Origin of the sequence: Gemella massiliensis (assembly GCF_900120125.1) — a bacterium.
Classification (GTDB): Bacteria; Bacillota; Bacilli; order Staphylococcales; family Gemellaceae; genus Gemella; species Gemella massiliensis.
Map to the genome: position 1 here is coordinate 276,694 of NZ_LT635545.1, position 26,361 is coordinate 303,054.

A 26,361-nucleotide genomic window follows, 5' to 3' on the forward strand; every position below is an offset into this window, starting at 1 on the left:
CTATACTACCACAAATCTTAAAATAAATAAAGTTTGAATTTTTTTTCTAATGATGAAAATCTTCTATTTTAAACATTGTTATAAATAAGATGTTCTAAAATTAAATTTGTTATTTTTTATCTTTTGTGATTAAACATTTTCTACAATTCATCAAAAAATGATAATTGCGCTCTTTCCGGTAAACCTTTTAGCGTTCCCATTTCTCTTAAATATTCTATTATTGTAGTTGATACACTTCCACGTTTTGATAAATCTTCTATCGACAAAAACGGTTTTTCTTCACGTGCTTGAACTATTTTATTTGCCACATTATCTCCTAATCCCGGCACAATAGAAAAAGGCGGTATCAGCTTATTATCCTCAATAATGTAATCATGGCTTAATGATTTTTCCAAATCAACTTTTGAGAACGTAAAACCACGTTGTAACATTTCATTTGCTATTTCGTAACTCACCAGTGCGTCTTTATCTTTTGTCGTTACTTCATTCTTATCCTTTTCTTTAATTTCTTTTATTTTTTCTTTAAGTGACTGTTCCCCTCTGACAACCGTAATAATATCAAAATCGCTTGCTCTTACCGAGTAGTACGCACAGTAGTAAATCAACGGTTGATGAACTTTAAACCAAGCTATACGAAGTGCCATAAGTACATACGCACAAGCATGCGCTTTAGGAAACATATACTTTATTTTTTTACATGAATCTATATACCAATTCGGTACATCGTTTTCTCTCATAGCTTGTTCAAACTCTTCTGTAAGACCTTTACCTTTACGAACGCTTTCCATTATTTTAAATGATAATCCTTCTTCAAGACCCGCATGAATTAAATAAACCATAATATCATCACGACATCCGATAACATCTTTCAGTTTACATGTACCGTTCCGTATTAATTCTTGAGCATTACCAAGCCAAACATCCGTCCCATGCGACAATCCGGAAATTTGGACAAGTTCTGAATATGTAGTCGGTTTTGTATCATCAAGCATTTGAATAACAAAGTTTGTTCCAAATTCCGGTATTCCAAATGTTCCACTCGCAGAATCAACCTGTTCACGTGTTACACCAAGTGCTTCAACTGTTGAGAAAATCCCCATAACTTCCGGATCTGATACATCAATAGTTTTTGGATCTATTCCTGATAAATCTTGAAGTTTTCTTATCATAGTCGGATCATCATGCCCCAGTATATCAAATTTTAAAATATTATCGTGAATTGAGTGGAAATCGAAGTGTGTCGTTCTCCACGTACTTGTTTCATCATCTGCCGGATATTGATATGGTGTAAAATCAAAAATATCCATATCATTAGGCACAACCAAAATTCCTCCCGGATGTTGTCCGGTTGTTCTTTTTGCCCCTTCGCACCCTGCGGCAATACGTTCTATATCAATACTGCGTTTATCAATCTCATGCTTTTCGTAATAATCACGTGTAAATGAATATGCCGTTTTTTCAGCTACGGTTGAAATAGTTCCCGCACGATAAACATAATCTTCTCCAAAAATTTCTTTTGTGAAATTATGTGCTGTCGCTTGATACTCTCCTGAAAAGTTTAAATCAATATCGGGAACTTTATCGCCATTAAAACCTAAAAAAGTTTCAAACGGAATATCCTGACCGTCTTTTTTCATTTTCTCATTACAATGCGGACAATTTTTATTCGGCATATCAAAACCAGAAGCATATTCAGCATTAACGAAAAACTCACTATGTTTACATTTAGGACAAACATAATGCGGTGATAGTGGATTTACCTCGGTAATTTCCATCATCGTAGCAACAAGTGATGACCCTACAGAGCCCCTTGAACCTACCAAATAGCCATCATCAAGTGATTTTTTTACCAGTTTATGCGAAATCAAATAAACTACCGAAAAACCATTCCCAATAATTGATGCAAGTTCTTTTTCAAGGCGTTTTTCTACGATTTCCGGTAAATTTTCTCCATAGATTTTATGTGCCATACTATAACTTAAGTTTCTTACCTCATCTGCCGCACCTTCAATATTTGGTGTATACAATTTATCTTTCAACGGAACTACTTTTTCTATCATATCGGAAATAACATGTGTGTTATCAATAACTATTTCTTGTCTTAATTTTTCATCTAAAAATGAAAATTCTTTAAGCATTTCTTCTGTTGTTAAAAATGTAGCCAACGGCTTAATATCCTTAGCTCCCGGATTATTTTTTACAGTTAGTCGTAAAATTTGGCGATAAACATGTTGATAATCATCCAAATAATAACAATCTCCGGTAGCAACAACTAACTTTTCTTTTTTCTTAGCCAAACTGATTAAGTGTTTTAAAATCTCTTCCAGCTCCGCCTCGTCATCAATACGCTCACTTCTTATAAAACTTTCATAATGATGTTTGGGCTGTATTTCTATATAATCATAAAAATCAATAATTTGTTCAACCTTATCTTCCTTGGCATTAAGTAGTTCTTCAAATACTTCATTATCAGAATTTCCGTTTCCTATAAGTAAATGTTTTCGATATTTAATCAACAAACTGCGGGGAATAGTCGGTTTCCCAGACGATAAATAATCCGTACAGCTATATGACACCAATCTAAATAAATCTTTTAATCCTTGGGCATTTTTTACAAGTATTGAACAAGGAAATGACCTTGAACGCTTGTGTGCTAATTTTAAATCTATCATACTATCAATTTGATTATGGTATTCTATCCCCAGTGCATAAAGTTGATCGAGCATTTTTATAAAGATATCCGCCGTTGCTCTTGTATCATATATCGCCCTATGATGTTGAACTAATTTTACCTTGTATAACTTCGTAAGATTACTTAATCCGTGACGTTTTGCTTCTTTATTTTCAGCACGTGAAATAAATAGTGTATCAATACTTGCATGATTATTATTCTTTAAGCCTAATCGCTCAAAACTTTTATCCAAAAATCCTAAATCGAACTTTGCATTATGAGCAACAAGTATATCATCTTTATCAAGCCAGTTATAAAAGTTTGTCATTACCTCTTTTTCAAACGGAGCATCTTTTACATCCTCGTCAGTAATGCTCGTTAAACGTGTAATCAATTCTGATATTGGTCGTTTCGGATTAATATAACTTTCAAATGTGTCAATTTGAGCACCGTTTTTTACTTTAACGGCAGCTATTTCTATTAATCTGTCTCTTTCCGCTGATAATCCTGTTGTTTCAACGTCAAATACAACATATGTTGCATCTTTTAATCGAAGTTCTTTTGGATTTGTTGTCGCTGTAAGGCTATCGTCCATAATAAACGCATTAAGTCCGTATATTGTTTTAATATCTTTTTCTTTTGATTTTAAACAAATTTCCGGATACGCCTGCACACCGTAAGTATCGGTAAATGCAATTGCCTCATGCCCCCAAGAAGTTGCTCTTATCAAATAATCTTCCGCCGAAGAAATACCCTCCAGTTGTGACATTTTTGTATGGGTATTAAGTTCAATTCGTTTTCGCCCGTTGTAGCTATCTTTTTTTTCTTCTTTAGCAGTCACCTCTATAGCTTTCGGCTCAATTATCGTATCTCTTAAATATGGATCATTGCTGACAGTACCAAATATTTTTATCCATTGACCTTTTTTAATACCTTGTATCAATTCAATCAGTTGATTACGACGATTATTTTGAAATTTAGAGTTAGGGTTGTTACCGAATAATCGTAATATAATAGAATCACTATAATCTGTAAGTTTCAATCTATATTGACTTGAGCCGTTCCTGTGAACAATCTGCTCTGTTCCGAATACTTGAGCCATTATGGTTACATCACCGGAATAGCCGATAACATCCTTTATGTCTACTATTTCCGCATCATGAATTTCTTTTCCGTATTTGGTTCCTGCATTAAAACCTCGATTTTTTTTCGGTTGCTCTTTTGTTTTTTTCTCAGTTTCTTTTTGTTCTATCTGTTCTAATTTTTCCATTTCTTTGGAAATTTTTGCTTCTTGTTGCTCTGTTATATCATGAACATTTGTCTTAGCAAATTCAGGTACAATATCTTCAATGATTATCCCTAATTTTTTATAGCTATCTAAGATAGCGTTTTTTCTTTCACTAACAAAGTTTTTCCAAATTGACGGTGCCATTGTTTTTATTAATAAGTTTTTATCTTGAACCTTTACTTCACTGAATAAAATACTTTCTATCAGAACACCGGATACCTCACCAAAATTTTCTAATATAACATATTTCCAGTATTCTATAATTTTTTTATCTGTTACTCTTTCGTTTGTACTTAAACGATAATTAACGAGATAGTCTCCTAGAAAACTATCTCGTAATTTTTGAATAAACAGTGTCCAGTGAGCAACATCCGGCAGTGCATTACCACTAAAGTTAAAAGTCCATACTTTATTGTTGTTATCTTTTTCTATATTATCCAGCGAAAAATTTTCAAAATTTGAATCGGTTAATTCCTCAGCCAGTTCAAGAGTATCTATTAATAGAGAAAAATGTTTATTGCTCATTGTGTCTCCTTTTTTAAGTAGCTTAATATATAAAATGGTTGCATATTATTGTAACGATGTAAAATATATAACTTCTGCACCGCTTAGCTACTTTTTTTATTTTAGTAATTATTTAAAAAACTTTTGCACAACGGTTAGAACATCTGCCACAGATGTATCTTGTTTTTCCAGTGTTTTTCGTTCTTTTATTTCTACTAAACCTTCACTTGCTTTATTTCCTACAATAACTTGTAAAGGCATACCCAACAGGTCGGCATCATTAAATTTAACTCCCGCACGTTCATTTCTGTCGTCATAAAGGACTTCTATTCCTGCTGCTGTTAATTCTTCGTATAATTTTTCCGCAACTTCTATTTGTTCAGCTTTTTTAGTATCTATACAAACAAGATGTACTTGATATGGTGCAACTATTGATGGCCAGATAATACCTTTTTCATCATTGTGTTGTTCAATAATTGCAGAAATAATACGTGTTACACCAATGCCGTAACACCCCATGTAAAAATGATTCGCTCGTCCGTTAGCATCAAGGTAAGTTGCATCCATAGCCTCCGAATAACCTTTACCAAGCTCGAACACTTGCCCTACTTCGATACCTTTAGCAAATTTTACCGGACCTGATAAATCTTCTGCCAAGTCCCCTTCTTCAATCATACGCAAATCATAATGTGCATCAATAGGATAATCGCCGGGATTTACATTAATATAGTGGAATCCTTTTTTATTCGCTCCACAACTGTGATTATACATATATTTAATCGCATTATCTCCGATTATTTTACAATTTTTAATACCGAATGGCCCCATATAACCTACATAACCGCCCATAATTTCTTCAATTTCCTGTTCGGTAGCCATCTCTACTTCTGATGTGTTGGTGGCTTTCCTAAATTTAAGATCATTTAATTGATCATTTCCACGCATTAGAACTAAATAATATTCGCCATCCGCTTTTAGTGCCAGAGCTTTCATAGCACGATTAGTTTCAACTCCACAGTATGCAGCTATTGCATCAATTGTTTGTTGTTCAGGTGTTTCTAACAATTCACGTTCTTTTTTCTCAAAACCTGTCGGCATTTTGTAATTTTCTTCTACGACAACGGCAGTTTCAATATTTGCAGCATAGTCACTTCCCTCGGTATAAACAATCGTATCTTCCCCTATTTCCGCTAATGCTTGAAATTCATGCGTGTAGCTACCGCCAATATTTCCTGAGTCCGCTTTTACTATACGATATTTTAAACCTAATCTACTAAAAATTTTACTATATGCACCATAATAATCATTATAAGACTTTCTCAATGATTCCGGAGTATCATGGAATGTATAACCATCTTTCATTATAAACTCTTTTGTTCTTAAAAGGCCTAAACGGGGACGAATTTCATCACGGAATTTAGTTTGAAATTGATATAAATTCACCGGAAGTTGTTTATAAGACGTCACCATGTTATTTACAGTTTGACAAACCACCTCTTCTGCAGTTGGACTAAGGGCATATCCTGCACCTTTTCTATCGGTAACACGCATAAGCTCGTCACCCATTTTGTACCAACGTCCAGATTCTTTCCAATATTCTTCTGATTGAAGGATCGGCATTAACAATTCTGAAGCACCGATTTTTTCGTGTTCTTCTCTAATTACCTTTTCTATTTTTTGAATTACTTTAGTCGCAAGCGGCAAGTAAGTATAAACTCCAGAAGATACTTGCTTAACCATCCCCGCTTTAATTAACAACTTATGACTAATTGCTTCTGCAGTGGATGGTACTTCTCTTGTCGTTGGAATAAACGTTTTTGATTGTCTCATGTAATACCACCTCTTATATTTTAAAATTAATACTATTATACCATAAAAGTTGGATATTGGCTCACAATATTATAAAATTTAAAATTTTTTCTAAAATTGTATATAGCATTTTCTTTTATTAAAATTATATAGTATAATAAAAGGATAATAATTTTATGGAGAATTAAGATGTTTAACTATCCAAATAAAAAAAATAATTTCGTTCAGAAGACTAAATATTCCAATCGTGGAATGGAACTAGAAAGTGATATTAACTTTGCGAATAAATATTACTTAAATAATAATGTTGCCGTCATTCATAAAAAACCGATACCTATTCAAATAGTAGAGGTCAATTATCCAAATCGAGCAAGTGCGATGATTACAAAAGCATTTTATAAAATACCGTCTACTACAGATTATAATGGTGTTTTTAATGGAAAGTATATTGATTTTGAGGCTAAAGAAACTAATTCAACAACATCTTTTTCCTTAACCAATATTCATGAACATCAAATTATTCATATGAAACAAATATTAAAGCATGGTGGTATTACATTTATTATTGTGCGATTTAAAAAAATAGATAGAACTTTTCTTCTCCCCTTTAAAAATTTTCTGTTTTTTTATGAAAGAGCAATAAATGGCGGAAGAAAATCTATAAAATTAATCGAATTCGAAGAAAACGGATTTGAATTATCTTTCCACTACAAAATTAGATTAGATTATTTAAGTATTATAAAAAATAATGAAAGTGAGTTTTAGTATTAAATGAAAAACATATTTAAGTATATTAGTTCAATATTTTTTACGCTAGCCTTAATTTTATTTTTTGTTGTTCTGGCATTTTTTGCTAAAGAACTTAAAGATGTACCTGATATAACAAGAGCAAATCTTCAAGATCCGCTATCGTCGGAAATATATGATAAAAACCTTAACTTAATCGCAACCGTCGGTGCGGAAAAAAGAGATTATGTATCAATTAACGACATTCCGGAAAACGTAAAAGATGCCGTACTTTCTACTGAAGATTCCCGCTTTTATTCACATATCGGTTTAGATCCTATACGTTTGATTAAAGCCATCATTGTTAATGTTCGTTCAAACTCCGCACGTGAAGGAGCCAGTACAATAACACAACAAGTAGTTAAAACTTCTCTACTTACAGCAGAGAAATCATTAGAAAGAAAAACTCAAGAAGCCTACTTATCTTTAAAATTGGAAAACAAATATTCCAAAAACGATATACTTGAGATGTATCTTAATAAAATTTATTACTCTGATGGTCAATACGGAATAAAAACAGCAGCAAAATATTTTTACAATAAAAACTTGAATGAGCTTACTATACCGCAAATAGCACTTTTGACCGGTATTCCTCAACAACCTATCCTATATAATCCTTATGATTATCCGGAAGATGCAACGAAACGTCGTAACACCGTTTTGTATGCCATGTTAAACAATGACAAAATAACAAAAGATGAATACGACAAAGCGATAAATACTCCAATAACCGAAGGTCTAGTAAGCAAAACAAAAGAAGAAAGAGCCAATCAACATACATATAACCCTAAATATGCTGCCTATATAGATTTATTAAATAAAGAATTAAAAGAGAATAAAAACTTTGAAAATGTTAAAGATCCTTTTTCTTTAGGTTTAAAAATCTATACTAACCTTAATTCAGAACTTCAAATTTATGTTCAAGATATGTTGGATAATCAACGTGCCCCAATGAAACCGCACGCTTCTCAAGCCGCAATATCAGTTATTGATACAAAAACCGGCTTAATCGAGGCTGTCGGTGGAGGTAAAAATTATAAAGCCGGCGGTTATAACTATGCGACAGATGCAAAAGTCCAACCCGGTTCTGCGATTAAACCGCTAGTGGACTATGCACCCGGCATTGAGTATTATGGCTGGGACAGTCAAACTACATTCTCAGATACACCTTATAAAATAGCCGGGACAAACTTCTATATTCAAAACTGGGATAGAGCTTACCACGGAAATATTTCTATGCGTCGAGCTTTGTCTTGGTCATATAATATACCGGCGGTTAGAGCCTTTGAAAGGGTTGGTTTCGAACGTTCTAAACATTTCGCTGAAAAATTAGGTATTCCCGTTTCAAAAGATGAACCGACCACCGCTATTGGTGGTAACGTTGATGGAGTTTCTCCGTTACAAATGGCAGGAGCATTCGCAAGTTTCGGTAATAAAGGATACTACAATAAACCATCAACGGTCGTGAAAATATTTAATGCTAACGGACGAGAACTACAATCCATGAAAGAACAACCAGTAAAAGCAATGTCGGAGGAAACAGCCTACATTATGACCTCAATACTGAAAGACGTATTATCAAACAACGGTACATCACCAAACGGCAAAGTTAAAAACTTTAATATGGCAGGCAAATCCGGATCAAGTACCTTTGACGATAGTGCATATCTCAACTATGGAATTGATGTAGTAAACTCAACCAAAGATAGCTGGATGATCGGATATTCTACGGAATACACCGTTTCCGTTTGGCAAGGTGCAGATACGGTGGACTCCGCAGCTAAAGCTCTTTCTCCCACTCATGCAGGAACAACACAACAAATAATGGCAGATATAATGAAGAAGGTTTCGGACAACAAAGCACCCGCTCCTTTTGAAAAACCTGCCGGTATTGTTACTAAAAATGGTGTTGAATACTCCAAAGAACGAAACACGGAAACGGATTATATGTACGCCGGTAGTAACCGTGATGCAGTGTATCAGGCTAAAGCTGCAGAAAATGAACGAAACGGCAGATCTTCTCTTACCACAGCATTTAATTCAATAAGTGGTACTGCGGGATCTAATTCAACAACTAACAGTAGAAATACAAAACGAAACACCAGAAGATAAAACTAAAAAAAGCGACTTAAAAATCGATTTCTAATGAAATCACGGTTTCTAAGTCGCTTCCTTACTTTTGGAAAGGCTCTTTAAAGTAAATTTTATTAAAATTTTTAACTTTTAAGCCGGACACTTTTTTATTATATATTCTCTTCTTGTAGATTTTATTTTATCTGAAAATACCTATAAAAAAGAGTTTGAACCAATCCCTCTTTTCCATATACTAATCTTTTAATTTTACAGTCGGTCTTGCTTCATACACCACAGCCCCTGTTGGCACATCATGTTTAACAACAGCATTCGCTCCTATTTTTACATTATCACCAATAGTTACATTACCCAACACCTTAGCCCCGGCACCTATCATGACGTTATTGCCAACTGTTGGATGACGTTTTATAGGATTAAAAGTTGTACCACCTAACGTTGTACCATGATAAAGGGTTACATTATCACCAACTACAGCTGTTTCTCCAATTACAACTCCCATTCCGTGATCAATAAATAAACCTTTCCCTATTTTTGCACCGGGATGAATTTCTATCCCTGTTATTCTTCTCGCCCTTTTAGAAAATATCCTAGCCAAAGTGTGGTGATTTTTCTTATAGAGTTTATGTGCAAAAAAATGATAATTAAGAGCTTTTATATGGGGATAAGTTAAATAAACCATTAATTTAGATTTAGCAGCAGGATCCTCTTTCAGCACTCTATTAATATTATAGCGTAAATTTTCAAAAAATTTCATTATATTTCTACATGAACAATATCTTCGAATTCAAGTACAGATAAATATTTATCTACACCATCAGGAAGAATGGTTACAATTTTTTTATTTGGATACTTCTCTGCTGCCTTTTTGGCACCGGCTATTGCCGCACCTGATGAAATACCTATCCCTATACCTGTCGTTCTTAAGAAATTTTTTGTTTCTTCAATAGCTTCTTCACTTGATACCGTAAATATATCATTCATATACTCTTTTTTAAAGTTTTCCGGTATAAATCCTGTACCAATTCCTTGAATTTTGTGAACTCCACCATGTCCTTCACTAATAGCAGGAGACTCTGCCGGTTCTACTGCTATCGATATAACTTCAGGTTTATGCTCTTTTAAATACTTAGCTACCCCGGTAAAAGTACCACCTGTTCCTACACCGGCTACAAACACATCAATATCCGGAACTTGCTCCAAAATTTCTTTTGCCGTTGTTTTGTAATGATAATTCGGATTAGCGGGATTATCGAATTGACTTAATGAAATGGCATTATCGTATTTTTCTATAATTTGTGCAGCTTTTTCAATAGAACCTTTTATCCCTAATTCTTTAGGTGTAAGAATTAACTGAGCGCCGTATGCCTTAATAATATTACGACGTTCTACACTCATACTCTCAGGCATGATAATAACAGCCTTAATCCCAAGAACTGAAGCTAAAATTGCAACGGCAATACCGGTGTTTCCACTGGTCGGTTCAACAATAATCGTATCTTTATTGATTGCATTTTGACGCATAGCCTCTTCTAACATTCCAAGAACAGCACGATCTTTTACACTACCTCCTAAATTATACTTCTCCAGTTTCACAAAAATATTTGTGTTATCCAGTTGATAAATAGGTGTATTCCCCACAAATTTTAGTGATGTCGCTATCATAAAACTTCCTCCTTTTTCTTTCCAATTATGAATATTTTATTTATTGACTATGATTATAACATAAACCCTTGATAAAAATAAAGAGTTTGCTTGAATTTTTTCGCATTCTAATACATTTTCAAATAATTAATAAAACAACCTGCTATAATTAAATTTTTCAATGTTAATTTGTTATAATGCAAGTTGTTAAATTTTCTTTTACTATTATTTTTAAATATTTTCCACACTTTTATCTAGTAATTTTCCCTTATTATTTTTTCCATATCATTTGGCAAAGGGCAGGTTATATCTATTTTATTTTTAGTTATCGGATGTTCAAACTGCAACTGTCTACAATGCAGTGCCTGTCGTTTTATCAGCTGTAAACTTCCTCCATACAACTCATCTCCTAAAAGAGTGTGTCCTATATACTTCATATGAACTCTTATTTGATGAGTTCTTCCGGTAAAAAGTTGAAGTTTTACCAAACTGATATTTTTTTTGTTATAATATTTCACCAATTCAAAAAATGTCTTCGCATATTCCCCGTCTTCTGCCACTTCTCGTATAATTATACTATTTTTTTGCCGTTTTATATTAGCTTCTATAACTCCTTGTTCTTCGACTTTACCTAAGACAAGTGCTAAATAAAACTTATTAATCTTCATTTTGCTGAATAAAGCATGAATATGTCTGTGCTTAGCTATCAATACCAATCCTGAAGTATTTTTATCAAGTCTTGTTACTATATGTGGAATTGTTGTATATTTTTGCTCTTTAAAATAATAATTTACCCTTTCTAAAAGTGATTCATCTTCTTCATTACGTGATGGTATAGAGGGGAGATTAATCTCTTTATTTACAATTAATAAATATTCGTCCTCATACATAATCTTCAGCGGTGAATCAATAAATCTTACTTGCTCGCTGAATTTTTCTCCGGGCAATGTAATTTCAACTTTATCACCTTTTTTCAGATTATAACGAACATTTTCTTCTTTTTTATTTACCTTAATACTCCCTCCATTATCAAATTTTATGCGAGTTAATGTTTTTTTTGAAATATTATTGGTTAATAAAAAATCACGAAGCAGTTGTTTTTCTTCTACATTAAATTTTAAAACTAACTTACTCATCTCCGATAAACGATCTCTTTACTCTCTTCCAAAAATCAACATCATTATATCTAATAAAAGAAATTTTTTTGTCTTCTGCCAAAGTTATTTTTATTTTTGATACGGTGTTGTAATTAAAATCCATATAATCAACCCTTATTCTATGATCATCATATTCATTAGGTATAATAACAAGCTCATCATCTTTTGATAAAATAATAGGATTACCTAATGTTCGATAAACTAGATTGTTTAGTGCCGCTATCTCGGTAACTTGAAATAAGTCCATCTGTGGATGAATGACCGCTCCCCCCAAACTTTTATTGTAAGCTGTTGAACCTGTGGGTGTACTGATACATAACCCATCTCCACGAAAATTTTCAAAATGTTCACCGTTAATATAAACTCTCGCCGCATAAGTTGAACCTGTCATGCTGTCAACGGTTACTTCATTTAATGAATAGTAATCGGCTATAAGGTTATTATCTTTACAATAAGCGTTAATCCTAAGAAGCGGATACTGATCAATCACGGGTTCAATTGACACCATATCATGAAAAATTTTTTCGAAATTTTGAACGGAATAATCCGTATAAAATCCTAAATGTCCGGTATGAATAGACAAAAATTTCACATCATTTACTATATCAACATATTTATTAAAGGTGCGAAGTACCGTTCCATCTCCACCCACTATAAATACATAATCTGGTGCTATTTTACTTTCTTCCATTCCGTTAAATAACAATAATCGCTTTAATTTAGTAGCTATTTCTTGCGACACGTCATCATCTCTTATCTCTACACTAAATGTTCCCTTTAGCATCTTGCACCTCACCTTTTATTTTTTCATAGTTCTCCAACCAAATATTAACAAAATCCGGTGATAAAGCTCCCTGTTTTTTATCAATCCAATCTTGTAATTTGTTAACATTATATTTCAAAATTTCATCAATCTTTTGCCCATATTTATAACGCTCTTTATTTTGGTTATATTCTTCTTCATCAAGTAAAAAATATTTCCCATCCGGATATTTTTTAATATCCAAGTCATAATCAATATACTTTACTCCGTCAACATCATAGATAAACGGACTGCTAAGGTTAGAATAATAATGAACACCGTCTTCTCTAAACATACATATTATATTGAACCAACAATCATTGTGAAAGTACACAAGAGCCACTTCTTTTGTAACCCAAGTACGACCGTCACTTTCGGTTACAAGAGTTCTATTATTTGCTAATATTAAAACTTGTTCATCTGCTTCAAGAACAATATTTTTATGCCAAATTCTATGAATAGAGCCATCATGCTTATAAGCAATTATTTTTACAATGTCACCCTTTTTGGGCTTCTCTCCAATATACATAGTGCCTCCTTTCACTATTTTTTAACTTTTCCTTTTAATTATATCATATTTTTTCTTTTATAGACTACTAAGATTTGTCACTTTTAAACTTTTTAAAACATTTTATGTACTACTATTTTCTCTTAATAAATCTCCTAAGCGTCTCTAAATAATTATTTTAATAGCCTTTTTCACGTTAGAAAATTAACTTTTTTTCAACATCGGTTAGATAATAAAGTATTTTCAAAAGATAAAAAACCGAGATTTTTAGGATACATCCCGCTATTTTGAATTTTTCGGATAGTTGTATATAAGTGCAGCCTCCTTTAATTAAGTTTGTATATTTCTATTTTATTTTCATTTATCAATTTCATTAAAAATTGCCCTCAAAACTTGTCCAAGTTTTGAGGGCTAGTCATATTTTTCACTTTTTTAATTTGTATTTTTACACCTTATCTCTTGTAAAATATTCATAAATATCTTCTCTTATCGGTGTTAATATTTTGTAGTAAAACTGAATTACAGTATCTTTACTTTTTTGTCTATGTACTAATTTCGGGCTTCCTATTGTTTTCATTTCTCCTAAAAAGTAGAATACTCTTGCACTGTCTTTATCGTCTTTGTTTTTTCTCATAAAGAGATAAATTTTCGTATTCTTATTATAAAAATACTCACATTCTTTTGAATTAAGATTTCTTCTCGGTTTCGACATTGAAGTAAATCTATTATCAGGGAGAAAGCCATGTGTGTAATCATGATTAAATGAATTTTCATCAATATCATAGTTAATAAACACCGGCAATGTTTTGGTTTGTTCGTCATATTTATATCCCCCTATTGCTAAAGGCACATAATTAATACTCCATGAAAAAAGTTTACAAATATCTTCAAAGCTGTATTTTTCATAAAGAACAAAATTGGTGTCATTATATAATTTATTTTTATATTTTTCATTGTATATATAAATCCCATAATCTACCAGCTCTGTAATTAACTTTTTAAAAATTTCCGAACTTAACTCCGTTTTAAATTCTTTTGAAATTTTCAGCATTTTTTCTTTTTCATCTAAAAATATACAATCGCTAAATTTCTTTTTCGTAACACTACTGGTCACAAAATTATTTGTTAATATTTTTTTGCTTACTTCCAATTCGTAGTCCGCAATAAACTTATTATAATCGTCAAACATTATCTTTTTGAAACTACATTCTATACTTTCAGTTTTTGTTAAAAGTAATTTTAATATTTGTAATTCCTCTATTTTTTTACTTAAAATTAAATTTTTTGATATAAAACTCAGCATATTTTCTTGAGTTTTAGTTAATTTATTTTTATATTTATAGTTCGGTTCCTTTTTGGACAAAAATGTGTAATAACTTCCGGCTACTTCAAATATCTTTCTTATATCAAAATTGTTGTCAAAATCATAATATGCAGGAATTTTTCCCAGTTTATTTTTCAACAAAAAATATTCATCAGTTATTAAATGCCAAGTGTTTAATTTTACACTATCTATTGATTTATATATATGTTGCTTAGAAATATTATCAAAGTGAATTGTTGATGTCCCCGGTAAATATCTCGTACCTTGAGCAAGAAAACGACGAATATTGTCTTTATCATAACTGTTATCTCCGGAAAGTGCTACCGGTATTAAAAAATTATTTTTATAATTCGCAATAAAATCAACTATAACGACAAAATTTTTAAGGGCTGCTTTTCTTAAGCCCCGCCCTAGCTGTTGAACAAAAATAATCGCACTTTGTGTAGGACGAAGCATAACAATCTGATTTATTTCCGGAATATCAACTCCCTCGTTAAAAATATCAACTGTAAAAATATAATCTAAGATTTCTCCATTATCACTTACAAGTTTGTTAATTTCTTCTTCACGTTTTTTAATACTGTCATCACCGGTCAAATAAGAAGTTTTATATCCTTTTTTATTAAATTTTCCTGATAATTCTTTTGCTTCTTTTTTTGTTGAGCAAAAAATCAAACCTTTTACCCTTTTTCCTGAGTACCCATAATAACTTATTTTGTTAATAATATGATTCACTCTCTCATCTGTTACAAGTTTATTAAAATCAGTAAAATCATCTAGACCTTTTCCATTAACGATTAAATCACTAATACCAAAATAATGGAAAGGGCAAAGTAAGTTTTGCTCCAACGCCTCCTGAAGTCTTATTTCATAAACAATATTATTATCAAACAAATCATAGATATTAAATCCATCCGTCCTATCCGGGCTTGCCGTCATTCCTAAGAAAAATCTCGGTTCAAAATATTCTAAAATTCGTAAGTAACTTTTTGCTCCGGCTCTATGAACTTCATCTATAATTATTTCATCAAAATGTTTCTTACTAAAACCGGATAGCACTTCTTCTTTCGATAAAGTTTGCACCGTTGAAAAAATAAAATCCGCTTCTAATTTTTTACTGGTTCCACTAAGAAGCCCATATGTTTTAGTATTTCCAAAAATAATTTTGAATGTTTCAAGAGCTTTTTGGGCAATTTGCTCCCTATGCACTACAAATAGTATCCTTCCCGCCTTTACACTTTTCATTGCAAAAGCGGCAGCATAAGTTTTTCCTGTCCCTGTAGCTGAAATCAAAAGTGCTCTTGTACTATTTTTACGTATATTGAAAAAATTTCTTATAAAATTTTCCTGCATTTTATTTGGGATTATAACTTTTGGCTTTAGAGAATTTTTTTCTTTATCTACCATTTTATATTCCAAATACTGATTTTTATATTTATTTTGTATACTTGTGTAATCAGTGGCATTTTTCCATAAATTACTAAATTCCGTCAAAATTTCTGCGACTAAAGAATTATTATCTTCTATCAAAGTGTTCCACTCTTTATTCGTTGTTAAGGCATTAATAGTAAGGTTTGCACTTCCTAACAACACTCTCCATCCATCTTCATACTTAAATAAATATCCTTTGGTATGAAATCCTATTTTATTAGTTTCAATATCAAAGATTTTTAATTCTATATTTTTAAATTTTTCTAATTTATCCAATACTTTTGGAGAATTAAAATATAAATAATTTGTTGTTAAAATTTTACCATGAATATTTTTTTCTTCTAAATTTTTTAATATTTGAAGTAACCCGGTTAAGCCGCTTTCTGAAATAAATGCTACACTGAAAATAAATTCTGAACACCCATCTAATTCTCTTTCCAATGTGCTTAGTACCTTTTTGGCATTCAAATGATCATTATATATAAAAGTATTTTTCATATGCTTTATCCATTTATTTTTTCATAAGTCAACACAGCTTCTTTCATAATTTTCACATTATGAACCCGTACTATCCTTGCACCACGTCTTAGTGATTCAATGGATAAAACGGCACTTACTACATCTCTATCTTTAGGATTTGTATTCCCACCTAAAATGTAATCTGTCGTTCTTTTTCTACTAACAGCGTACAAAATTTCACAATTCAAAGAAGACAATAGACTAAGATTTTTTGTGATAGTTAAATTAGCTTCCGCAGTTTTCCCGAATCCCATGCCCGGATCAACTATAATATTATCTTTTTTCACACCAGCATTTAGACAAATATCAACACTTTCTCCCAATTCTTTTACTACTTGTTCTATTTCCTTAGTTTCCTCTACACCTCCATTGTGCATCACAATAATCGGAATATCATATTTTGCAGCGATTTGTGCCATATTGCTATTTTTCGCTCCATTAACATCATTAAGAATATCAACCCCTTGCTTTATCATATACTCTGCAACATTTTCTTTATAAGTATCTACGCTAAAACAAACATTAGGAAATTCTTTTCTTAAAGTAGGAAAAATGCTCTCCAATCTCTTTATCTCCTCTTTCTCCGACACAACAACCGCTCCCGGTCTGGTAGATTCCGCTCCAATATCAATAATATCCGCTCCGTCTTCAATCATTTTTTTTACCTGTTCTTTTGCACAATTAACGTCAAAAAAATCTCCACCGTCCGAAAAAGAATCAGGTGTAAAATTTAAAATCCCCATTATTAAATATTTTTTTTCATTTAAAAGTTTTCTTAATTTACTCATTATATTACCCACTCTTTTTATTTTTTATAATTATAACACTCATCTACATTAAAATAAAGATGAGTGCTTTTTTACAACATATCAACACAACCCTTTCTTTACTTTTTTTACTTACTGTTATAAAATTATTCTATAATATTTTTTACATTGGCAGGCAAGAATTTATTCTCTTCTTCCCGGACAATTATATTAGGAGAATTATTATGATTAATAACTGTAAATTAAAATATAAAAACTTTTTAGAAAAAAATAATTTAAAAGATGAAAATAATATCTTTGAACTTTTTGATAAGTTTGAACTTGATGAAATACTAAAAAAATTAGAAACATTTAATAAAAATATAACTATTGATTATGTTACAGAAATTATTTGTGAAGAGTTACTGATAACTTCTTCATATAAAATTGAGCGCTCCGGTATGAAACTGGGGCTTCATCGTATGAAAAAAATATTAGGACTATTTAATAATCCGGAAAAAAGCCTTAATATTATCCATGTTGCCGGAACAAACGGCAAAGGCTCAACCTGTTCATACCTTAAAGATATTTTGAAAATCAAATATCGTGTAGGTTTATACACAAGCCCCGGTATGCTTAGTTTTAACGATCGTATTCGTATTAATGATAAATTTATACCTTATAAAAGAGCATTTGAACTGTTTAAACTTGTAGAAAAAACTTGGTCTGATAATAACCCACATTCAACCGATAACTTATCATTCTTTGAAATTATAACTACAGTTGCTATCCTTTATTTTAAAGAACAAGGTACAGATTTTGTTATTATGGAAGTTGGGCTTGGTGGACGTTTTGACGGTACAAATATTTTTGAAAAAAAACTACTATCCGTTATTACAAAAATTAGTCTGGATCATACAAATATCCTTGGTAATACTTTAGAAGAAATTGCCTTTGAAAAAGCCGGAATTATCCAAAAAAATGATAATGTAATTATTTACCCTTCTTCTAATTCGATCGAAATGGTTATTAAAAATATTTGCAAAGAAAAAAATGCTACATTAACTATTTTAAATACTAAAGATATTCAAATAAAAAGCATTCATGCTCATGGAAACGAATTTAATTACAAAAATAAAACCTACTCTACTAAAATGATAGGAGAACATCAAATTTATAACTGTTCACTCGCTCTACTCGTACTGGAAAACTTACAGCAAAGAAAAATAATAGATATAGATTTTAACACTATTTCTCGTGCTGTAGCTACCTCAAACTGGGCAGGTAGACTTGAGTGGATAAGAGAAAATATTTTATTAGACGGTGCCCATAATAATGACGGAGTAAATAGTTTAGTAAATTATTTAAAAATGGTTAAATTCCCTAAATTAAAAATTCTTCTGGGAATTTTAGAAGATAAAGACTATTCTTCTATGATAGAAATAATAAAAACTATTCCTGCAGAATTTTTCATTACAAAAGTTCCTATTGCAATAAAAGAATCCAATCTTAACAGTTTAGTTAATGCTTTTGATACCACCTTTATTACAAAGTTTGAAGATTATGAACAAGCATTAGCCAACTTAGTACCAAACCTGAAAAATGACGAAATACTTCTTATAACAGGGTCTTTATATCTCATCTCAGCGGTAAGAAGTGAAATAATTGACCATTATTAAAAGTATATTATTTTATACAAGTAAGGAGTGTTTATTATGAATAATACAAAAAAAAGTTTAATTGCTATTTTAATTTGTTATTTATCATGGGGAGTTTTTCCCGTCTATTTCAAATTATTAAAAAACATTGATGCTTATGAAGTTTTGTCACATCGAATAATTTGGTCTTTTGTTTTTATGTTGTTTATCGTTCTAATTTCAAAAAATAAAAAAAGAATATTTAAAGAAATTTTAAAATTATGGAAAGATAAGAAAAAATTCATACTTTTAGTTATAGCCGCTATTCTCATTACAATTAACTGGCTAACCTACATTATTGCTGTTAATACAAATCATGTACTGGAAGCAAGTTTCGGTTACTACTTAAATCCAATAGTGACAATTATCCTAGCTGTTATATTTTTAAAAGAGCATCTCAGTCGTACTCAAATTATAGCTTGTATTTGTGTCGGCATATCATTATTATATTTATTTATATCTTTAGGGTCACTTCCTTGGATTTCTATAATGCTCGCACTAACTTTCGGTTTATATAGCCTGTGTAAAAAGAAAATTGTTATTAGCCCTAAAGCTAGCCTGTTAGTAGAAACTGTAATTGTTTTCCCAATAGCACTTATTTATATTTCATACTTAACAATAAATAATAACTTAACTTTCTATACTGACGGTACTATGACTATTATCTGGATTTTACTTTCCGGTGCTATAACTGCAGTACCGCTTATGCTTTTTGCTAAAGGTGCCAACCATATACCGCTGTATTTATTAGGAATACTTCAATACATTCCACCATCAATGCAATTTCTTATAGGAATCTTCGTTTATGGAGAAGCTCTTAGCATTGAAAAACTCATTTCATTCATAATAATTTGGATAGCCGTTATTGTGTTTTGTTACTCAACTGTCCAATCATTCAAAAATAAAAATATATAATAAACTAAAAAGCTGATTATCCGGTAACTAAATTCATACAATGTTCGAAAACATCTCATTGATTTATTACTAATTAATCAGCTTTAATATATTCACTAAACTATTTTTTGATGATTTTTAAATCCTTTCCTTAACATCATAATACCTGTATAAATTACTACAACAATAATTATCCATATCAAACTGTCTACTGATAATGATTTAACAAACTGGTATCCTATAAACACTCCGACTATTCCACCGATAGCTAGTCCCAGTGTCCCTTTTCTTGGATACATACCTTCTTTAATAAATTTTGGAGATCCCATTGCCATTAAGGCGGCACATGAACCCATCATAATCGGAAAAGCAACTTTTGGATTTAATCCCAATAGTGATACCATTGCTAAGCACGGTGCATACAACCCCACACCTGCCATCGTCAATGCTCCAAAAATAATATTTCCTACAATACCGATAATTAAAGCTATACCGGTTAAATTAACCGCCGTATTATTTTCTCCCAATAACGCCAACCAACCTATCTTTTTGGCAAACATTAAAAATGCTGTTATCAATAAGGCAAATCCCATTACAATTTGTATTTTATATTCAGGTAATTTTGTTACTATACGTCCTCCCACCAATGCACCGACAACTGCCGCTATAATTAAGGATAACAATGTAACTGCACCGACCTCGACATTTGAAATAAATAAAAATGCTTCAATTAAAACCGGTACAACACTCGCTATGTTTAACATCCCGGGTAATAATCTATTGTTTTTTATAAAACCTGTCAACTGTGATGCTAATGTTATTGTTGAAAAATTTCCTATCCCAAGCACATCAAAAAAATTCGTAATAATACCTATTACAAATCCTAAAATCGGATTAGAGTTATCCGGTTCATTCCAGTTTTTTATAATGTCTTGCGCCCAAATCACAACATAATATACCGCCGCTAACGACAATAAACCTAACAATATTACTACTAAACTCATATAACCTCTCCTTTAATATATTAATGAATACCCTTGCAAATAAATATTATATTATATTTATTATTATTTGTAAAGTTTAATCGAAAAAATATTTTACTTTTTTTCTATATTTTTTTGTAAATTTGTTATAAAAAAATCGGACTTGATTTTTTCATCAGTCCGATTTTTTGTAGACCCAATTTTTTTGTATATAGTTATTCTTTATTTTGTTAAATTAATAATTGTCATAAAATATTATTAAGACATTTTTTTATTAGTTATACCTTTTCTCAACATATCAAAGCCGGTTATAGTAACTACGGCAATTACTAACCACATAAGACCTGAAACCGATAGTGAATTAATAAATTGATAAGCAATAATTACTCCGATAATTCCTCCAATAGTAATTGCAACACTTCCTTTTCTTAGGTATAACCCTTCTTTGATAAATTTAGAAGAGCCCACTGCCATTAACGCAGCACATGAACCCATCATAACGGGAAATGCAGCTTTCGGATCCATTCCTAACAAAGAAACCATAGCAAGACACGGTGCATACAATCCTACTCCTGCCATCATCAATGCTCCAAAAATAAAGTTACCAACTATTCCTATAATCAACAACAACCCGGTTAATTCAAGTGCGGTGTTGTTTGCACCAAGTAAATCTAACCACCCCATTTTTTTAGTAAACATCAAGATAGCTGTAAATAATAAGGCAAATCCCATTACAATTTGTATTTTTTTCTCCGGTAATTTAGTAACTATACGACCGCCGACCAGTGACCCCACCACAGCCGCAACTATTAATGATAAAAGTGTAATAGCTTCTACTTTTACAGCAGAAATAAATAAAAATGCCTCTGTGGCTGTCGGTACTGCATGTCCTATATTCAAAGTTCCCGGTAATAACCTGTCGTTTTTTATAAAACCTGTTACTCTTCCTAACAGAGTCGTTATCGCAAAACTACTAATTCCCAAAGTATCAAAGAAATCTGTTATAATTCCTATTATAAATCCTAAAATAAAATTTGATTCCTTTTTTACTTTATCCTTATTCTTAATCACATCCATAGCTAATGTAATGACAAAATACACGACAGCTATCCCTAATAACAACAACACTGTGTTTACTAAATTAATCATCTTTTCACCTCTTGCTTTTATTATAATTTACCTTCTATCCGGTAAATAATTACTTCTAATATGAAAATATTTAGTAGTTTTCTGAAAAAATAATATTTACAACTTTTTTCTTATAGATTAATCTCATCACAAAAATGTATAGAGTGCTAGAATTCTCTAACACTCTAAATCGGGATTAATCCCCCTACTAAATATATCTATGTTCTTTCTTTCATTATATTTCACTTTATTCAATACATTTCTAATATCTCACATTATTATTGTAACATATTATCATTGTATTTTCAAATGTGTTTTCATAACTACAAGGTGAGCTGACATTAAAGTTTTTTATCTCTATGCTACTTCTTTTTTAAATCCTTTTCTTAACATATCAAGTCCTGTGATAATAACTACTACGATAATTAACCATAGTAAACTTGATAATGATAATGAAGTAATAAATTGATATCCGACGATAACCCCGATTATACCTCCGATTGTAACACCAATTGCACCTTTTCTTGGGTATAATCCTTCTTTAATAAATTTAGGTGACCCAATCGCCATTAATGCGGCACATGAACCCATCATAATAGGGAATGCAGCTTTCGGATCCATTCCTAATAGGGATACCATTGCTAAACATGGTGCATACAATCCTACTCCTGCCATCATTAATGCTCCAAAGATAAAGTTACCAACTATACCTACTATTAAAGCAATTCCTGTTAATTTAAGTGCTGTGTTGTTAGCACCAAGTAATGCAAGCCATCCCATTTTACTGGCAAACATTAACAACGCTGTAATAATTAAAGCAAATCCCATAACAACCTGAATTTTTTTCTCAGGTAATTTTGTTACTATACGTCCTCCGACTAAAGCACCAATAACTGCTGCTGCAATTAGAGAAAGTAAGGTTACAGCCTCTACTTTAACCGCTTGAATGAATAAAAATGCTTCGATTAATACGGGAATTGTGTGCCCTACATTTAATGTTCCCGGTAAGAATCTGTCATTTTTTATAAAACCTGTTACTTTTGCAAGTAATGTTGTCGGAGCAAAACTACCGATACCTAAAGTATCCATAAAGTCTGTTATTAATCCGATAAAGAATCCGATTATAGGGTTTGAATCTTCACTTTCAGTATCTTTGTTTTTTACTATATCCAACACCCACATTGCCAAAAAGTATATGCCTGAAGCAGCTAATAACATTAATAATATATTTACTAAACTAAACATCTCTTTTCTCCTATCCTAATAAGAATCCATAAGTTAGTGAATCATCCGGATCATATACATAATTACTAAATCCTAAGATATAACCAGAACCTGTTATTTCCGGAATGATAGCATCATAATCCGCTAATTTTCTTTCTTCAACAATTCTACCTTTGAATAAAGTACCTAAAATACTTTCATATACAAAAGGATCTCCCGGTTTTAATTCACCTTTAGCATATAATGTTGCTAATTTTGCAGAAGTACCGGTTCCGCAAGGTGATCTGTCAATATTACCATCTCCAAATACTACAACATTTTTATATGTAGCTTCCGGATGAGTCGGTTTATCATAAATTTCTATCAAATCTACAGTTTTGATATGCGATAATGTCGGATGTTGAATTTCTACATTTGCATTAACCGCATCTCTGATTTTTAGTCCCATTTCTTTTAATTTAGAAGCATTCTCCGGTTTTACTTCCAACCCTAATTGATCAGCTGAAAGAATACAGAAGAAACTACCACCAAATGAAATATCAAATTTAATATGACCGACACCTTCTACATCTAATTCTAAATCACGTTTATATAAGAATGACTCAACATTTCTAAATGAAACTTCTTTTACTTTTGTTCCATTATCTTTTAATTTTGCCGTTGCGTAGATTAATCCTGCCGGCGTTTCTACAACAACTTCTTTTTCTGTAGCTCCTTCTTCCACATCAACCATACCTGTTTCAACTGAAGCTGTTACCGCTGCGATGGTATTATGTCCACACATATTTAAGTAACCGCCGGTATCCATGAATACCAATCCGAAATCCGCTTCTTCTTTTGTTGGAGGTAGTAAGAACGCTCCGAACATATCCTGATGCCCACGTGGTTCAAACATTACAGATTTTCTAACATCATCTAAATGATCGATAAAATATTGTTTTTTCTCTACCATATCCTTACCGGGAATTTTTGGAATACCCGCTGTTACTAAACGAGCAGCTTCCCCTGCTGTATGTGTATCTATAACCGAAATCATTTTATTTAATTTCATGATAATTCTCTCCTTAAATTATTTATTTGCATCTTGCCTCATTTTTAATTTTAAAAGTCCCAACGCTTTTCTCGCATCAGAATAATCAACATTATTCTGACAAACAATTTCCGTTTCTACACCTTCTTTAGACTTATTAAAATCTAAGACATATTTTGTATACTGATTTTCTACCACAAATTTATGTTTTCCCATAAATTTTAAACCAACTATAGAAATTCCTCTCTCTCCTATTTCAAACATTGTATTGGCATAGTCAACATCACTATTCCCCCAGCCGTCTGCCGAAATAATAGCTCCATCTGTTCTCATAGCCTCCAGCCATACGGCGGTTCTCCAGCCTACAAGATGTTTTAATCTATTGTCTTGTGGCGTTCCAACAATAATTACACCTTGAAAATCAATATCCGGATCAGTAGCTAATGTATCAAGTAACGGATCTCTAAAATGGTGTAAACTGGTTTCTTTTGTAGATGGCCCTATCCCCATACTAACACCTTCTTTCTATACCATAGCCCTTATAGCACCGTCACGATATTCATTCGCTGTAAGTAAAACCGGCATATTATTCATATCTATAATAGAAATACCCTTATCTATTCCACTGGGTTCTATCGGGAATAACTGATTATCATACATCATTCCTTGCCCGGCTACTTCTTTTACAAGAGCAACTTTAGGCTTACCCGGATTTGATGTATTATAAAATTCATGAACTTCGTCAGCATCACGTCCGCTAAGTACCTTCATGGCTTCTCTAATTTCTTGAAGATATAAGTCTGATAACTCAAAAATTGAAAATGCTAAAGCTCTATCAAAATCTATATTATCTTTAATCACAACATCAATATGAATTAAGTAATCATCAACTGACGGTGATCCTGCTTTATTAAGCACCAATTGCTTACTTAAAATACCTTCTGATGAACCAAACTCATGCATCTGTTCCCCTTTAGTATTTGCCCCGGTAAGCAATGTGTAAACACCGGTCAATGTATGAGTTATTCCTTCTCCAAGTCGCCCTATTACTTTTGTCGAAATTGGCACTATATCCATTATAGTATTAACATAAATATCATGTTCTTTCGGTTTAATAATTTTTATACTTACAGTTTCAAAAATATCTTTATTATATACTATTTCTGTTGGTATAGTCAGTACATTATTATCAATCTTAACTTTCTTACCAAGTGTAACAGTATTAATATGGAATGCTTTTATTTGTAATTTTTCTTTTGGCATAAGTCATCATCCCCTATTATTTATTAAAAACTGTATTGAAACACAACTGAAACTGTTTTATAATACAGTTTCTTTGTTAAAAAAGAAGAGAGATTCACATCCCTCTTCTAATTTAGTAAACTCCTACACGTGAGCGATGTACTCAAATGGAAGAGGAACTATTTTACCTGCACTTGGTATTTTAACTAGTTGCTCTAAAGTTGCTTCTAGAATTTGTGTTTGTTGCTCAACGTTACCAGGTTCTCCTGCGTTTGCTCCCATTGGTACAAGTGGAGCAACGGCTCTTGGAGTACCGTTTTGACGCACTACCGGCGGTAGTGCCGCTATTAAGATTGTTGGAATACCTGCTTCTTCAATTGCTCTCTGCACGATCACGGCAGTTCTATGGCAAGTACCTCAACCAGCAGTTAAAATAACTGCATCAACATTTTCTTCTTTTAATTTTTTAGCGATTTCCGGACCTGTTCTGTTAGTGAAAGCCTCTTGGTCTCCACCACCACCCATGAATCCATAGTGGAATTCTGCTACGCTGCCGATAAATCCGGCTTTAGCCAGTTCATGTAATCTATCAATCGGAAACATACAGTTGATGTCTTTGTTAGCGTCAGCATTATCGTACCCACCATGAGATACCATAAGATCTGAACTGTGTGCAGTATCCGGAATTTCACGGAATGTTGTATCCCCTGCTAAGTTAAATCTTTTATCTGTTTTTAAGTGAACTCCCGCAGCAGTTGCTAATGCTACTTTCATGTCTTTTAATTCTTTAGTCACTGGAGCCCAAACTGGTTTTGGTGTAATCGGTACATAAATCTCTGATTGTAGACCTTCAAATATCGTTAATGACATTCTAAATTCTCCT

General features: G+C 32.0%; 20 protein-coding genes. 4 read left to right on the top strand and 16 right to left on the bottom strand.

Translation table 11 applies throughout. The annotated features are described in order from the left end of the window. Window positions 1–140: 140 nt before the first annotated feature. Window positions 141–4,484 (bottom strand): PolC-type DNA polymerase III, encoded by a 4,344-nt coding sequence (locus BQ7358_RS04040; protein WP_072520239.1) that lies wholly within the window; start codon window positions 4,482–4,484, stop codon window positions 141–143. A gap of 108 nt (window positions 4,485–4,592) precedes the next feature. Continuing rightward, the gene (locus BQ7358_RS04045) at window positions 4,593–6,293 is read right to left on the bottom strand and encodes a proline--tRNA ligase (protein WP_062174572.1); all 1,701 of its coding nucleotides are present in this window, start codon (window positions 6,291–6,293) and stop codon (window positions 4,593–4,595) included. Between the two features lie 168 nt (window positions 6,294–6,461). Here BQ7358_RS04045 and recU point away from each other — a divergent pair, with 168 nt between their 5' ends. Both recU and BQ7358_RS04055 read left to right on the top strand, forming a co-directional pair. After that, complete coding sequence (recU, locus tag BQ7358_RS04050; protein ID WP_062174574.1) at window positions 6,462–7,037, top strand: Holliday junction resolvase RecU; 576 nt, start codon at window positions 6,462–6,464, stop codon at window positions 7,035–7,037. A 6-nt stretch (window positions 7,038–7,043) separates the two neighbouring features. Next, complete coding sequence (locus tag BQ7358_RS04055; RefSeq protein WP_072520240.1) at window positions 7,044–9,170, top strand: transglycosylase domain-containing protein; 2,127 nt, start codon at window positions 7,044–7,046, stop codon at window positions 9,168–9,170. Between the two features lie 214 nt (window positions 9,171–9,384). Here BQ7358_RS04055 and cysE read toward each other — a convergent pair whose 3' ends face one another. From cysE to folP, 7 genes are all read right to left on the bottom strand, one after another. Continuing rightward, window positions 9,385–9,906 carry a serine O-acetyltransferase gene (gene cysE / locus BQ7358_RS04060; protein ID WP_083577634.1) on the bottom strand — a complete coding sequence of 174 codons (522 nt, stop codon included), beginning with the start codon at window positions 9,904–9,906 and terminating at the stop codon, window positions 9,385–9,387. Next, window positions 9,906–10,814, bottom strand: coding sequence for a PLP-dependent cysteine synthase family protein (locus BQ7358_RS04065; RefSeq protein WP_062174579.1), 909 nt, complete (start codon window positions 10,812–10,814; stop codon window positions 9,906–9,908). The genes cysE and BQ7358_RS04065 overlap by 1 nt, the downstream gene beginning before the upstream one ends. Before the next feature lie 233 nt (window positions 10,815–11,047). Further along, window positions 11,048–11,929 (bottom strand): RluA family pseudouridine synthase, encoded by an 882-nt coding sequence (locus BQ7358_RS04070; protein ID WP_062174580.1) that lies wholly within the window; start codon window positions 11,927–11,929, stop codon window positions 11,048–11,050. After that, entirely contained in the window at window positions 11,922–12,734 is an 813-nt protein-coding gene (locus BQ7358_RS04075; protein ID WP_062174581.1) for an NAD kinase, read from the bottom strand. Before BQ7358_RS04075 ends, BQ7358_RS04070 begins: the two co-directional genes overlap by 8 nt. Beyond that, window positions 12,715–13,281: a DUF402 domain-containing protein gene (locus BQ7358_RS04080; RefSeq protein WP_062174582.1), complete on the bottom strand. Its 567-nt coding sequence runs from the start codon at window positions 13,279–13,281 to the stop codon at window positions 12,715–12,717. Before BQ7358_RS04080 ends, BQ7358_RS04075 begins: the two co-directional genes overlap by 20 nt. Window positions 13,282–13,705: 424 nt before the next feature. Then, window positions 13,706–16,513, bottom strand: coding sequence for a DUF3427 domain-containing protein (locus BQ7358_RS04085; protein ID WP_072520242.1), 2,808 nt, complete (start codon window positions 16,511–16,513; stop codon window positions 13,706–13,708). A 5-nt stretch (window positions 16,514–16,518) separates the two neighbouring features. Beyond that, on the bottom strand, window positions 16,519–17,322 hold the full coding sequence (gene folP / locus BQ7358_RS04090) for a dihydropteroate synthase (RefSeq protein ID WP_062174585.1): 804 nt from the start codon (window positions 17,320–17,322) through the stop codon (window positions 16,519–16,521). Between the two features lie 203 nt (window positions 17,323–17,525). Between folP and BQ7358_RS04095 the strand changes: the two genes are divergently transcribed. Next, window positions 17,526–18,959, top strand: coding sequence for a bifunctional folylpolyglutamate synthase/dihydrofolate synthase (locus BQ7358_RS04095; RefSeq protein ID WP_062174587.1), 1,434 nt, complete (start codon window positions 17,526–17,528; stop codon window positions 18,957–18,959). A 36-nt stretch (window positions 18,960–18,995) separates the two neighbouring features. Further along, window positions 18,996–19,892: an EamA family transporter RarD gene (rarD, locus tag BQ7358_RS04100; protein ID WP_062174589.1), complete on the top strand. Its 897-nt coding sequence runs from the start codon at window positions 18,996–18,998 to the stop codon at window positions 19,890–19,892. A gap of 95 nt (window positions 19,893–19,987) precedes the next feature. Here rarD and BQ7358_RS04105 read toward each other — a convergent pair whose 3' ends face one another. From BQ7358_RS04105 to prdB, 7 genes are all read right to left on the bottom strand, one after another. Beyond that, a complete protein-coding gene (locus BQ7358_RS04105; RefSeq protein ID WP_062174591.1) occupies window positions 19,988–20,875 on the bottom strand; it encodes a sulfite exporter TauE/SafE family protein in 888 nt (295 codons plus the stop codon). Window positions 20,876–21,112: 237 nt separating this feature from the next. After that, window positions 21,113–22,003: a TSUP family transporter gene (locus tag BQ7358_RS04110; RefSeq protein WP_062174593.1), complete on the bottom strand. Its 891-nt coding sequence runs from the start codon at window positions 22,001–22,003 to the stop codon at window positions 21,113–21,115. Between the two features lie 336 nt (window positions 22,004–22,339). After that, window positions 22,340–23,227: a TSUP family transporter gene (locus BQ7358_RS04115; RefSeq protein WP_062174595.1), complete on the bottom strand. Its 888-nt coding sequence runs from the start codon at window positions 23,225–23,227 to the stop codon at window positions 22,340–22,342. A 10-nt stretch (window positions 23,228–23,237) separates the two neighbouring features. Beyond that, window positions 23,238–24,257, bottom strand: coding sequence for a proline racemase family protein (locus BQ7358_RS04120; RefSeq protein ID WP_062174597.1), 1,020 nt, complete (start codon window positions 24,255–24,257; stop codon window positions 23,238–23,240). 18 nt (window positions 24,258–24,275) lie between these two features. Next, complete coding sequence (locus tag BQ7358_RS04125; protein ID WP_062174599.1) at window positions 24,276–24,746, bottom strand: glycine/sarcosine/betaine reductase component B subunit; 471 nt, start codon at window positions 24,744–24,746, stop codon at window positions 24,276–24,278. Window positions 24,747–24,761: 15 nt separating this feature from the next. Further along, the gene (prdD, locus tag BQ7358_RS04130) at window positions 24,762–25,499 is read right to left on the bottom strand and encodes a proline reductase cluster protein PrdD (protein WP_072520243.1); all 738 of its coding nucleotides are present in this window, start codon (window positions 25,497–25,499) and stop codon (window positions 24,762–24,764) included. A gap of 123 nt (window positions 25,500–25,622) precedes the next feature. Continuing rightward, entirely contained in the window at window positions 25,623–26,348 is a 726-nt protein-coding gene (prdB, locus tag BQ7358_RS09155) for a D-proline reductase (dithiol) protein PrdB (RefSeq protein WP_082729142.1), read from the bottom strand. Window positions 26,349–26,361 lie beyond the last annotated feature (13 nt).